Genomic DNA, 12924 nt, shown 5'->3' with positions numbered 1-12924 from the left:
AACGCCGGCGAGGGTGGCAGTGAAAGGTTAACTTGATGCTTCGCGGTGCCACATGGCGGCCGAAATGCGCGCCGCCGGCGCGAATCCCCCTGTCCTAGCTCCGCCGCATCTGCCATCGTCACAGCCGACTTATGCGCCACGGAACCACTCGCACTCGCCCCGGTTTCCCCTGTTCAGGCCGCGCATTTTCCACGCGCTGTCAATGTCTCCCCTTTGGTGGCGACCGCTTCGCCTGCCCGAATCCCGAAAGGACCGCATGAGCCGCAAGCCTGTCCAAGCCCAGTCCGGGGAGCGCTCGCGCACCGAAGTCAATTTCGACAAGCCCCAGCTTCTCCCGCAGCTCTTCGGCGAATATGACAGCAACATCCTCGCGCTCGAGGAGCGGCTGGGCGTCTATATCCACGCCCGCGGCCAGCGCGTGGTGATCGAAGGCTCGGCCGAAGCGGTCGCGCATGCCCGCGAAGTGCTCCAGGAGCTCCACAGCCGGGTGATCCGCGGCGAGGATATCGATACCGGGCTGATCGACGCGGTGATCGCGATGTCGAGCGAGCCGATGTTCACCGATATCGTCAAGGCCGAGGTCCCCGCCGGCAGCGGCGGCGGCGCCCCGCCGATCATGATCCGCACGCGCAAGAAGACGATCGTGCCGCGCTCGGTGGCGCAGACGCATTACATGCGCGAACTGATGTCGAACGACATGATCTTCGCGCTTGGACCAGCAGGCACCGGCAAGACCTATCTCGCCGTCGCCCAGGCAGTCGCGCAGCTGATCACCGGCAGCGTTCAGCGGCTGATCCTGTCGCGTCCCGCGGTCGAGGCGGGCGAGCGGCTCGGCTTCCTGCCCGGCGACATGAAGGAGAAGGTCGATCCCTATCTCCGCCCGATCTACGACGCGCTCTACGATTGCCTGCCTGCCGAGCAGGTCGAGCGGCGGATCGCCAGCGGCGAGATCGAAATCGCACCGATCGCGTTCATGCGCGGGCGCACGCTGGCCGATGCCTTCGTCATCCTCGACGAGGCGCAGAACACCACGCCGGCGCAGATGAAGATGTTTCTGACGCGATTCGGTGCCAACAGCCGGATGGTGATCTGCGGCGATCCCAACCAGGTCGACCTGCCCGGCGGCCCGCCCGCCTCGGGGCTGAACGACGCAGTCCGCCGGCTCGAGGGAGTCGAGGGAATTTCCTTCTCGTGGTTCACCGCGGCGGACGTGGTGCGGCACCCGATCGTCGGTCGGATCGTCATGGCGTATGAGGGACCCGATGCTTGACGTCGCAGCCCTCCGCGAAGAACCCTGGCCGGAGCACGATTGGGAAGCGCTCGCCACGCGCGCCGCCGATGCGGCGATCGCCCAGTCGCCTTATGGCGAGTGGCGCGACTGGCCGAGCGTCATCGAGATCGCCGTGCGCCTGACCAGCGACGACGAGGTCCGGACGCTCAACCGCCAATATCGCCAGAAGGACAAGCCGACCAACGTATTGTCCTTCCCGATGGTCCAGCCCGATCTGCTCGAAGCCGTCGCCCAGAACAGCGACGATGGCGAAGTCATCCTCGGCGACATCGTCCTCGCGCACGGCATCTGCGCGGCCGAGGCCGCGGAGCGCGGAGTCAGCGTCGAGGATCATGCCGCGCACCTGATTGTCCACGGCGTGCTCCATCTGCTAGGCTATGACCATATAGAGGACGCTGCGGCCGAGGGGATGGAAGACATGGAGCGCGCCGCGCTCGCCAGTCTCGGCCTGCACGATCCGTATTCCGTGCGCGAGGACTGAACACGAACATGCCCGAGGGCCCCAGTACCGGACATAATGCCGGCACCAACGAGACCCCTTCCGAAAGCGGCGGCATATGGCGGGCGATCCGCACCTTGCTGTTCGGCGACGACCAGGAAGAGACGCTGCGCGACCGCATCGAGGAGGCGATCGACGAGCATGAGGAGGAAGGCGGCAAGTCGCCCGCCGGTGATCTCGCGCCGATCGAGCGCCAGATGCTCAAGAACCTGCTGCACTTCGGCGAGCGCGATGCCGGCGATGTCGGCGTGCCGCGCGCGGACATCGTCGCGGTCGAGGAGGCGACCAGCTTTTCCGATCTCGTCCAGTTGTTCGCCGAGGCAGGGCACAGCCGCCTGCCGGTCTATCGCGACGAGCTGGATACCGTCATCGGGATGGTCCATGTCAAGGACGTGTTCGCGATCCTCGCCACCGGCGCACCGCACCCACCGAGCATCGCTGGGCTGATCCGCCAGCCGGTCTATGTCCCCCAATCGATGGGAGTGCTCGACCTGCTCGCGCAGATGCGCGCCAACCGCACCCATCTCGCGATCGTCGTCGACGAATATTCGGGGACCGAGGGGCTGATCACGATCGAGGATCTGATCGAGGAAATCGTCGGCGAGATCGAAGACGAGCATGACGACGCGCCGACGGTTCTGCTCATCCCGATCGACGGCGGCGGCTGGGATGCCGATGCCCGCGCCGAACTCGAGGATGTCGCCGAAACCGTCGACCCGCGGCTCGGCGAAGTCGAGGAGGATATCGACACGCTCGGCGGGCTGGCCTTCGTGCTGGCCGGGCATGTCCCCGCGCCGGGCGAATGCCTTGCCCATCCCAGCGGCTGGGTGCTCGAAGTGACCGAGGGCGATTCGCGCAAGGTCACCCGGCTGCGCCTGCACCCGCCCAAGCAGCTCGCCGAGCTCGAGGAATGAAACCCATGCTCAAGCGTATCCTGATCGTCCTGGCATTGCTCGTCGTGCTGGCGATCGCTGGCTGGTTCTGGATCAGCCAGCCCGACAAGGCCAAGCTGAGCGAGCAGGCAGTGACCGGGCGGGTGCCCCAGCTGACCGTGACGCGCAGCCAGACCTTCCCCACCGTCGGCATCGCCAAGCCGGTGGGCTGGACGGGCGGCGCCAAGCCAATTCCTGCCGCCGGCCTCCAGGTCGCGGCGTTCGCCGACAAGCTCGAGCATCCGCGCTGGCTCTATCGATTGCCCAATGGCGATGTGCTGGTCGCCGAGACCAATTCGCCGCCACGCAAGGGTGGCGGTATCACCGGCAAGGTGATGGGGCTGTTACTCGGCCAGGCCGGCGCCGACGTCCCCTCGCCCAACCGCATCACGCTATTGCGCGACACGAACAATGACGGCGTCGCCGACCAGCGTTCCACGCTCATCACCGGGCTCAACTCGCCGACCGGCATGGCCCTGGTCGGCAACTGGCTCTACGTCGCCAATACCGACGCTCTGGTCCGCTATCCGTTCACCCCGGGTCAGACCAGGGTCACCGCCAAGCCCGAGAAGATCATCGCCTATCCCGGCGGCGGCAATCATTGGGCGCGCAACGTGGTCGCCGCGCCCGACGGCAAGACGCTCTATGTCAGCATCGGCTCCTCGTCGAACATCGCCGAAAACGGGCTCGACGCAGAAGGCACGCTCTATGCCGGTGGTCCCCGCGCCAATTTTCCCAAGGACGGCCGCGCGCTGATCCTCCAGGTCTGGCCTGACACCAAATACACCCGCGTCTTCGCCTGGGGCCTGCGCAATCCCAACGGCATGGCGTTCGAGCCGAAGTCCGGCGAATTGTGGACCGTGGTCAACGAACGCGACATGCTCGGATCGGACATGCCGCCCGATTATCTGACCCAGGTCGATTTCGGCACCTTCTACGGCTGGCCGTGGTTTTACTGGGGCGGCTATGTCGACAAGCGAGTCAGCCCCGGGCGGCCGGACCTGTTCGAATATGTCAGGCGGCCCGATTTCGCGCTGGGCGCGCACGTCGCTCCGTTGGGGCTGAGCTTCGCCAGCGACGCCAAGCTTGGTGGAAGCTGGGCCAACGGCGCGTTCGTGGGGCTGCACGGATCGTGGAACCGCGAGCCCAAATCGGGCTACAAGGTCGTCTATGTCCCCTTCGCCGACAACGGCTTTCCGGTGCGCGATGCCAAGCCGGTCGACTTGCTCACCGGCTTCCTCAGCGCCGACGGCAAGACGACGCGCGGCCGCCCGGTCGGGGTGATCACCGATGCGAGCGGGGCGCTACTGGTGTCGGACGATGTCGGCAACGTGATCTGGCGGGTCAGCGCGAAGTAGCAACCGTCATCCCGGCGAACGCCGGGATCTCGTGCCACGCACCGCTCGCCTGCCGCCTGAGATCCCGGCGTTCGCCGGGATGACGGTCAGCGGAGCAGCTTGGTGCCCTTCTCGGCCAGCTTCTCGCGGATCTTCGACGCGAACAATGCGAGCATCGGCGGCAAATCGACTTCGGCACGGACCTTGTCGTCGCGCACTTCGAGCCGGCTCGCCACCTGCTGCCCCATCGCACTGACGGTGAAGTGGAGCGTGTCGCCTTCCCAGCGCTGCTCGACATGCCCGCCGCCGGGGACGATCTCGGCGATCTTGCCGACGCCGCCGGCAATCCGCGCGCGCGCGGCCTCTCGTCCCAGCTTATGCGGGATATCGACGATGACCGGATCAGCCATCAGCGTGCAAACAACATGTCATCATCGGCAAACGCCTTGAACTCGAGAGCGTTGCCGCTCGGATCGCGAAAGAACATCGTCGCCTGCTCGCCGACCTGGCCCTTGAAGCGGACATAAGGTGCAATTCCGAAGCGGATGTCCGCCGCTTCGACGCGGGCAGCGAGCGCCTCCCAGTCCGGCATCGTCAGCACGACGCCGAAATGCGGGACCGGCACGTCGTGACCGTCGACCTGGTTGGCACCCGCAACCGGCCTGGCCGCGGGATCGAGATGCGCGACGATCTGGTGGCCGAACAGGTCGAAGTCGACCCAGCTGTCGGACGAGCGCCCCTCGGAACAGCCGAGCACGCCGCCGTAGAATGCGCGCGCGGCTTCGAGATCGTGGACCGGGAAAGCGAGATGGAAGGGACGGAGCATCGCTGCGGTCTAGCGATGCGACACGCAACGAACAATGTCGCTCATACCCTCCCTCGTCATCCCCGCGCAGGCGGGGATCCAGAGCCATGCGGGACCGGCAGGGCAGAGTAACCCTGGATCCCCGCCTTCGCGGGGATGACGGTTTGGGGGAGCCGCCCCCTCCCCCTCCCGCAACGGATCGGGTAAGCGAAGACGGATGCTCTCCCGTCCCCTGCTCACCGCCCTCCTCGCCGGCCTGATCTCCGCCACCGGTTTCGCCCCGCTGAACCTGTGGCCGCTCGCCCTGCTCGCCTTCGCCATCCTGCTCTGGCTGACTTGGTCCGCGCCGACGCTCAAGAGCGTGCTGCTGCGCGGCTGGATATTCGGGGTCGGGCATTTCACGCTGGGCAACAATTGGATCCAGCACGCCTTCGACTATCAGGACAAGATGCCGCCGGTGCTCGGCTATTTCGCCGTGGTGGTGCTGGCATTGTACCTCGCACTTTATCCGGCCTTCGCGATGGGACTTGCCTGGCGCTTCGCCCGACTGGTGAAGAGCCGCGCCGGCTGGCAGGAGCCTGATCTCGCCTTCGTGCTTGCCGCCACTGGCTCATGGATCCTGACCGAATATCTGCGCGGCGTGCTGTTCACCGGCTATCCGTGGAACCCGCTCGGGGTGATCTGGCTGCCGACGCCGCTGGCCCAGATCGCCGCATGGATCGGCACCTATGCCCTGTCGGGAGTCGCGATCCTCGCCGCGGGCCTGCTCTTCCTCGCGTCGCAGCGCCATTATCGCCCGTTGCTCATCGGCGCGCCGCTGCTGATCGTGCTGGCCGCGCTCAACATGGACTTCTCGCGGCCCCCGCTGCCCGACCCCGCCGCGCCGCGCGTACGCGTGGTCCAGCCCAATATCGGGCAGGAGGGCGTCGGTGACGCCGACTACCCCGAGCGCGTGCTGGCCAAATTGCTCGAATGGAGCGGGCGTCCCGGCGCCGCGCCGCGGCTGCTCGTCTGGCCCGAGGGTACGGTCAATTACTATGTCGAGGACGGCTATCCCGACACGCGCTTTTATGGCCGCGGCGATCCGCGCTGGGTGCGCGCGCGCATCGCCGCGCAACTCGGGCCGCGCGACATCGCACTGATCGGCGGGACGTCGTTGTTCTTCGGCAAGGACGGCCAATTGAGCGGTGCCGGCAATTCGGTCTGGGCGCTCGATGCGAACGGCGCGCTCGGCCAGCGCTACGACAAGGCGCACCTGGTTCCTTATGGCGAATATCTGCCGATGCGCACATTGCTCGCCCCGCTCGGGCTGGCGCGGCTGGTGATGGGCGACGTCGACTTCGTTCCTGGCCCAGGCCCGCGCGCGATCGCCACCCCCGGCTTCGGCAAGGCTGGGATCCAGATCTGCTACGAGATCGTCTTCTCCGGCGAGGTAGTCGATCGCCGTAACCGGCCCGATTTCCTGTTCAATCCCTCGAACGACGCGTGGTTCGGCAAATGGGGTCCGCCGCAGCATCTCGCCCAGGCGCGGCTGCGTGCGATCGAGGAGGGGTTGCCGATCCTGCGCTCGACTCCGACCGGCATCTCGGCGGTGATCGACGCGCGCGGCCAGGTGCTCGAAGCGATCCCGCATGGTCAGCAGGGCGCGATCGAGCTGGCGCTGCCCCGCCCGCTCCCGCCCACCTTGTTTGCAAGGGCCGGCAATTGGCTGGCCTTCCTCGTCACCGGCGCACTGTATTTGTTCGCGATTGCCTTCCGACGCCTGGCCCGCTAGGGGCCAGATATAAGGAAAGCTTTATATGGGCATGGCAACGGCCCGGCTGTCCTTCCCACGACTCGAGGAAAATCATGCGTTCCAGCTATCTCTTCACGTCCGAATCGGTTTCGGAAGGTCACCCCGACAAGGTCGCCGACCAGATTTCCGACGCCATCGTCGACCTGTTCCTGTCGAAGGACCCCGAAGCGCGCATCGCGTGCGAGACACTCACCACCACCCAGCTCGTGGTCCTTGCCGGCGAAATCCGCGGCAAGGGGATCATGGACGAAGCGGGCAATTGGGCCCCGGGCGTCAAGGAAGAGGTCGAGAAGGCCGTCCGCGATACCGTCAAGCGCATCGGCTATGAGCAGGACGGCTTCCACTGGGAGACCTTGCGCTTCGAGAACAATCTGCATCCGCAATCGGCGCACATCGCGCAGGGCGTGGACGCCGGCGGCAACAAGGACGAAGGCGCGGGCGATCAGGGAATCATGTTCGGCTATGCGGCCAACGACACCCCCGATCTGATGCCGGCGACGCTCTATTACAGCCACAAGATCCTCGAGCGCATGGCGGCCGACCGTCATTCGGGCGCCGCACCGTTCCTCGAGCCCGACGCCAAGAGCCAGGTCACGTTGCGCTACGAAGGCAGCACGCCGGTTGCGGCAACGGCGATCGTCGTCTCGACTCAGCACGGCAAGGGCTATGACGAAGGCGACAAGGAAGCCGAGCTCCACGCTTATGTGAAGAAGGTCGTCGCAGAAATTCTGCCAGCCGAGCTGCTTTCGGACGAGACCGTCTATCACATCAATCCGACCGGCAGCTTCGAGATCGGCGGCCCTGACGGCGATGCCGGCCTGACCGGCCGCAAGATCATCGTCGACACTTATGGCGGCGCTGCCCCGCATGGCGGCGGCGCGTTCTCGGGCAAGGATCCCACCAAGGTCGATCGCTCGGCGGCGTACATCACCCGCTATCTGGCGAAGAACATCGTCGCCGCCGGCCTTGCCCAACGCGTGACGATCCAGCTGGCCTACGCGATCGGCGTATCCAAGCCGCTGTCACTTTATGTCGACACCCACGGCACAGGCACGGTCGGCGACGACAAGATCGAAGCCGCGATCCAGGGCATCGAGAAGCTCGGCGGGCTCACCCCGCGCGGCATCCGCACCCATCTCGGCCTCAACAAGCCGATTTATCAGAAGACCGCGGCGTACGGTCATTTCGGTCGCAAGCCCGAGGGCGACTTCTTCCCCTGGGAGAAGACCGACCTTGTCGACGACCTCAAGGCCGCTTTGGCCTGAATCGGGTCCAGACGATTCCAAACGGGCCGGGGGAGCAATCCTCCGGCCTTTTTCGTTAGTCTCCGCAGATTTGCGTAGGGGTCGTTAACCCTCGGGTAACCGCACTTGTTCACTAGCTACGGGGCAAAGGAGCGGAAACGTTGGAGTCGCAGCCAGTGACATCGGAAGGGGAACGCAAGCTGGTGTCCGACTCAGGACTCACGGTCGCGTTCCAGCCAATCGCCGACGTCTCGGCCAGCCGCGTCTACGCCTATGAGGCGATCATCCGCGGCCCGAAAGGCCAGACCTCCGCTCAGATATTCGAATCGCTTCCGCCCGAAGCCAAGGCCACTTTCGATCAGCGTTGTGCCGCCGGGGCGATTCGCTGGGCGATGGCGGTGGGCCTTGGAGACAGCGGGGCGCGCCTGCTGATCCCGGTCCAGGCCCAGTCGATCGACAAGCCCGCCGAGCATCTCGAGCCGATCCTGCGCGTCTCGCGCCATGCCGGCCTGATCGCGGAGCGCCTGATCTTCGGCCTCGAAGGCTATCGCCAGGTGGCGGGACGCGACCTCGCCGAGATCATCGACGTCCATCGCAAGGCAGGCCCGCTCACGGCGTTCGTCGGCCTCGGCCCGGGCCACGCCGGCCTCGCGCTGTGCGGCCGCTACCTCCCCGATCTGGTGACGCTCGAATCGGAACTCGTCAGCGCGATCGCGAGCAGCTGGTCACGGCGTCTCGTGCTCGAGGATCTGACTCCGCGCATCCGCCAGCTCGGCCTCAAGGTAATCGCCACCGGAGTTGACAGCGAAGCCGTGCTCCAGCGGCTGCGCGGCTTCGGCATCACGCTGGTCCAGGGCGAAGAGATTGCCAGCCCCGCCTTGCGCAGCCTTCCCACGCCGACGCTGCGCCGCGCTGCGGCCTGACCTTCAGGCCGCGCGGCCGTTCTCCGAGCCTGGAACGCGCAGCTCCTATTCCCGTCATAGCGCGACGACTCGCCGGTTGCCGAGGGGTATGAATCGGAGACTCCGGACGGTGCTGCGCGGTACCCGGGAGAATCCCTATGCGTGCGAACCCAACGCGGCGACGCACGGAGTGGGCGAGAGGCGGATTAACCAATATTTCGGTGCTTGAACGAGGAGCCCGCATGACCGCCATCCAGCCTGCCACCCTGTCCATCGCCACGATCAACCGCGCCGATCCCCGCCTCGATCTCACCATCGGCTTCTGCGCGATGATCGCCAAGGGCGCCGATCGACCCTTTGCGTGGCAGGCCGTGGCGAGCGGCAGGGACGGACGCAGCTTTGCGGCGATTTCCGCGTCGCTGCTCCCCGAGCAGCGCTCGGCACTGGAGGCGCGCCGCATCACCCTGGCGCTGGAACGCACCGCCGCGCTCAATTTGCATCGCGGCGGCGCGCTGATCGCGCTGCCGCTCGGCGCCGCGGCCGGGCTCGCCGAACCGCTCCTTTCCCATTTATTCCGCGCCGCATTGGCCAACGGCGTGGGGACCGACCGGCTGGTGGTCGAGATCAATGCCGACGAGCGCGGCGACTTCGATCAGGCCGCGGCGCTTGCCGAAGCCTGCGGCCGCCGCGGCATCGCAGTCACGCTCGATGGCTTCGCCGCCGGGCCGGTCGCGCTCAAGCTGCTCGCTCGATTCACCCCCCATTTCGTCAAGCTCGACCCTTCGCTGGTTCGCGGCATCGGCGGCAGCGTCTCGCGCCGGCTGATCGCCGAAGGCGTGATGCGGCTCGCACGCAACATGGGAGTCACCGTCATCGCGCGCGGAGTCGAGAATCGCGGCGAACACGATGTGCTCCATGCGATGGGTGTGCGTCATTTCCAGATCGGCACCGCAGCGATCCCCCAGGCCGACCGGGTGCGTCGCGAACCGCGAAACCCGATTAGCGCGCCGACGCATCGCCGTCTCGCGCATCATGGCCGCGCCGCCTTCCCGCTACGCACGGCACGTCCCGCCGAGATGGCGCGCGCGGTCTAGGTTGCGCCGCGCCCCAGCGGCGCTAACAGGCGGCATGCCTGATCCGATCACCATCCGCCGCCTCTATGGCCGCGCCAAGGGACATAAATTGCGCCAGGGCCAGGCGGCCCTTGTCGAGGAAATGCTCCCGCGCATGAGCGTGCCCGAAACCGGCCGGCTCGATGCCGCTTCGCTGTTCGGCGACGATCGCCCGCTCGAATTCGAGATCGGCTTCGGCGCGGGCGAGCATCTTGCCGGCCAGGCCGCGATGCGCCCCGATCATGGCTTTATCGGCTGCGAGCCCTTCCTAAATGGCGTGGTCGGCGCGCTCAACCATATCCGCGACGACGGCCTCGCCAATGTCCGCCTCCACATGGGCGACGCGCTCGATGCGCTCGAGAGGCTACCCGACGCCAGCCTGAGCCGCGTCTATCTGCTCCACCCCGATCCCTGGCGCAAGGCGCGCCATGCCAAGCGCCGGATGGTCAATGACGGTCCGCTCGACATGATCGCCGCCAAGCTCAAGACCGGCTGCGAATTCCGCCTCGGCACCGACGATCCGACCTATTGCCGCTGGGCGATGATGGTGATGAACCGCCGCCGCGACTTCGCCTGGCAGGCACAAAGCGCCGCTGACTTCCTGACCCGCCCGGCCGACTGGCCCGAGACGCGCTACGAGCGCAAGGCGCGGCGGCAGGGCCACGAGGTCTGGTACTTCGTTTTTCGGCGCGCCTAGCGCAGCGCCTCAAAGAGGCTGCCCCAATATCGCTTCGACTTCGCCGCGATACGTCCGGCTCATCATCAGCCGGGTTCCGGTCTTGAGCATCACTTCGAACTCCCCGTGCGAGCGGCGCTCGAGCGATGCGATCGACCTGACGTTGACGATGTGCGACCGATGGATGCGGACGAAGCGAAATGGGTCGAGGCGATTTGCGACTGCGGCGAGGCCCGCGCGATAGAGAAATGCATCGCCCTTCGAATGCACCGTCACATAGACTCCGGCCGCCTCGATCCAGTCGATATCCTCGCTCATCAACAGCCGGGTCGTGTCGCGCGATTTCACGGCGATCCAGTCCCAGATCGCACCGGGCGTGGCGCGCTTCGCGACCAGCTCGAGCAGCTCGGGACCAAAGCCACCGGCGCTGTCCCCCTCTGTCGGTCGGGGATCGGCCAACCGCTCCTTCACGCGCTCCATCGTTTGTTCGTAGCGTCGGCCGCTGAACGGCTTGAGCAGATAGTCGATCGCCTCGACCTCGAACGCACGGATCGCGAAATGATCATAGGCGGTGACGAACACCGTGAGCGGCATGTTCTCGGGGCCAATCGCCTCGACGACGCCGAAGCCGTCGACGCCGGGCATCTGCACGTCGAGGAACACGATGTCGGGCCGGCTGCGCTGGATCATGTCGATCGCCGCGACTCCGTTCTCCGCACGCAAAACGCTGGCGACATCGTCATCCCGCGCCAGCAAGTCGCAGATCCGCCGACGCGCCGGTGCCTCGTCGTCGACCACCAGCGCGCAAAGGGGCTTAGGCTGCGATGCCACGTGCCTCGGCTCCATTGCCGTGGAGGGGGATGCGGATCGCCACCTCGGTGCCCCCGCCCTTGCGCCGCGCGACAGCGAACGCGTGACCGCCGGGCTCCGCGTAGAGCGCGCGCAGGCGTTCGCGCGTCACGCTTATGCCGAGACCGGCCGATGTCTCGATCCCCCATAAGGGCGGCAGGCCGACGCCATCGTCGAGGACCTTGATGTGCAGCTGGTCGTCGACATGCTCGGCCGATACGAGGATGCTTCCGCCGTTCAGGCGTCCCTCGAGCCCATGCCGAATGGCATTTTCGACAAGCGGCTGCAGAAACATCGACGGCACCATTGCCGAGAGCGTCGCGGACTCCACCTGGATCTGAACCTGGATCCTGTCGCCGAAGCGGAGCTTCTGGATGGCGAGATAGCGATCGAGCAATGCGAGCTCCTGCGCCAGTGTTATCTCCTTGCTGCCCTGGCAATCGAGCGATTGCCGGAGCAGCACGGCGAGATCCTCGATCATCTCCCGCGCGAGTTCGGGATCCGCCCCGAGCTCGGACGATATGGCGTTCAGCGTATTGAACAGAAAATGGGGTTCGAGCTGCAGACGCAGCGCATTCAGGTGCGACTCGACGAACCGCTTCTCGACCCGCGCCAATTCGACCTGGCTGCTCATGTAGCGATTATAATATTTGAAAGTCTGAAGGACGCCGATGATGGCACAATAGGTACCCCAGCCCCCCAGATAGAAGTAGACCGCAAATTCGGTGCTCCTGATCGGACTCCAGGATACCGATGGTATCGGATACAATATGAGCCCGGCGAGATAGGTGTGCACAAGGCTGAACGGTATACTCAATACCAGATGTGCAGCTGCTACCCGAACGACGCTTTGATAGCGCGCCGTCAGTTTGCGATCGACCAGCAATATTGCAGGGGTGAGTAGCGCCCAGCTCCAGGCTTCGACGAATTTGCCGATGGTCTCGTTCCATTGGAAGCCATCCACCATGTCCGGCACTGCGATGAAGACGCCCACTGCCGTCCACAACAGGAAGATCAGAAGCGCCGGCATCAGCTTCTCTCGCCAGCTTTTGATCGCGGAGATCCCATCGGGCACGGAGAGAATTTCCAACGGATGCGGGACGACGGGACCGGACGCGAGCTTCTGAGAGGCGCGATTCATAAACGGCATTATCGATCAATCCGGCAGCGGGTAGAAGGGGCTTGGCACAAGGTTATCATCGCCGGTCGGCACAGGCCGTGCGAGCCATCCGGCAGCAGACATCTCTGGAAATGTTATGAAGCGGCCCCGTAATTGGCAGAACGGCCCCAAAGTTTGCGAGCCGGATCACAGCATTGTAATTACCCTTAAAAATCATACTATTATCCCTGTTGTTCGCGCTAACATCCATAGACTTGGGTGGGAGTTTGTGGCCTTTGTCCTGACGTGTGAGCGGACCCGCCTGCCCGGCCTCTGTGCCTACGGGCGAGAAACCGCGACCGCCAAAATGGGCGGCGCACAGG

At 65.6% G+C, this 12924-nt stretch carries 13 protein-coding genes; 9 read left to right on the top strand and 4 right to left on the bottom strand.

Annotation, left to right across the window (positions count from 1 at the left end):
- Positions 1-256: 256 nt before the first annotated feature.
- Genes E5A73_RS05635 through E5A73_RS05620 form a run of 4 tightly spaced genes read left to right on the top strand, consistent with a single transcriptional unit; the run spans position 257 to position 4080 of the window.
- Positions 257-1270: a PhoH family protein gene (locus E5A73_RS05635; RefSeq protein ID WP_135962818.1), complete on the top strand. Its 1014-nt coding sequence runs from the start codon at positions 257-259 to the stop codon at positions 1268-1270.
- Positions 1263-1772, top strand: a complete 510-nt coding sequence (gene ybeY, locus E5A73_RS05630) for an rRNA maturation RNase YbeY (protein WP_135962817.1) — start codon at positions 1263-1265, stop codon at positions 1770-1772. The genes E5A73_RS05635 and ybeY overlap by 8 nt, the downstream gene beginning before the upstream one ends.
- Positions 1773-1780: 8 nt before the next feature.
- Complete coding sequence (locus E5A73_RS05625) at positions 1781-2704, top strand: hemolysin family protein (protein ID WP_135962816.1); 924 nt, start codon at positions 1781-1783, stop codon at positions 2702-2704.
- 5 nt (positions 2705-2709) lie between these two features.
- A complete protein-coding gene (locus E5A73_RS05620; RefSeq protein WP_135962815.1) occupies positions 2710-4080 on the top strand; it encodes a PQQ-dependent sugar dehydrogenase in 1371 nt (456 codons plus the stop codon).
- A gap of 86 nt (positions 4081-4166) precedes the next feature.
- Here the strand turns inward: E5A73_RS05620 and E5A73_RS05615 are convergent, their stop codons facing one another.
- On the bottom strand, positions 4167-4469 hold the full coding sequence (locus tag E5A73_RS05615; RefSeq protein ID WP_135962814.1) for a polyhydroxyalkanoic acid system family protein: 303 nt from the start codon (positions 4467-4469) through the stop codon (positions 4167-4169).
- Entirely contained in the window at positions 4469-4885 is a 417-nt protein-coding gene (locus E5A73_RS05610) for a VOC family protein (RefSeq protein WP_135962813.1), read from the bottom strand. Before E5A73_RS05610 ends, E5A73_RS05615 begins: the two co-directional genes overlap by 1 nt.
- A 196-nt stretch (positions 4886-5081) precedes the next feature.
- Here E5A73_RS05610 and lnt point away from each other — a divergent pair, with 196 nt between their 5' ends.
- From lnt to trmB, 5 genes are all read left to right on the top strand, one after another.
- Positions 5082-6638: an apolipoprotein N-acyltransferase gene (lnt, locus tag E5A73_RS05605; protein ID WP_135962812.1), complete on the top strand. Its 1557-nt coding sequence runs from the start codon at positions 5082-5084 to the stop codon at positions 6636-6638.
- 74 nt (positions 6639-6712) lie between these two features.
- Entirely contained in the window at positions 6713-7924 is a 1212-nt protein-coding gene (gene metK, locus E5A73_RS05600; protein WP_135962811.1) for a methionine adenosyltransferase, read from the top strand.
- 182 nt (positions 7925-8106) lie between these two features.
- Complete coding sequence (locus tag E5A73_RS05595) at positions 8107-8826, top strand: EAL domain-containing protein (RefSeq protein WP_168355821.1); 720 nt, start codon at positions 8107-8109, stop codon at positions 8824-8826.
- A gap of 221 nt (positions 8827-9047) precedes the next feature.
- Positions 9048-9899 carry an EAL domain-containing protein gene (locus E5A73_RS05590; protein ID WP_168355820.1) on the top strand — a complete coding sequence of 284 codons (852 nt, stop codon included), beginning with the start codon at positions 9048-9050 and terminating at the stop codon, positions 9897-9899.
- A gap of 34 nt (positions 9900-9933) precedes the next feature.
- Complete coding sequence (gene trmB / locus E5A73_RS05585; RefSeq protein ID WP_135962808.1) at positions 9934-10614, top strand: tRNA (guanine(46)-N(7))-methyltransferase TrmB; 681 nt, start codon at positions 9934-9936, stop codon at positions 10612-10614.
- Between the two features lie 9 nt (positions 10615-10623).
- Here trmB and E5A73_RS05580 read toward each other — a convergent pair whose 3' ends face one another.
- Both E5A73_RS05580 and E5A73_RS05575 read right to left on the bottom strand, forming a co-directional pair.
- Positions 10624-11424, bottom strand: coding sequence for a LytR/AlgR family response regulator transcription factor (locus E5A73_RS05580; protein WP_206366392.1), 801 nt, complete (start codon positions 11422-11424; stop codon positions 10624-10626).
- The gene (locus E5A73_RS05575; RefSeq protein ID WP_168355819.1) at positions 11408-12472 is read right to left on the bottom strand and encodes a sensor histidine kinase; all 1065 of its coding nucleotides are present in this window, start codon (positions 12470-12472) and stop codon (positions 11408-11410) included. The genes E5A73_RS05580 and E5A73_RS05575 overlap by 17 nt, the downstream gene beginning before the upstream one ends.
- Positions 12473-12924: the final 452 nt, after the last annotated feature.

The organism is Sphingomonas gei (genome assembly GCF_004792685.1).
Taxonomy (GTDB): Bacteria; Pseudomonadota; Alphaproteobacteria; order Sphingomonadales; family Sphingomonadaceae; genus Sphingomonas; species Sphingomonas gei.
The sequence above is the reverse complement of the archived record's forward strand: the minus strand, read 5'-3'. Positions and strand labels throughout refer to the sequence as shown.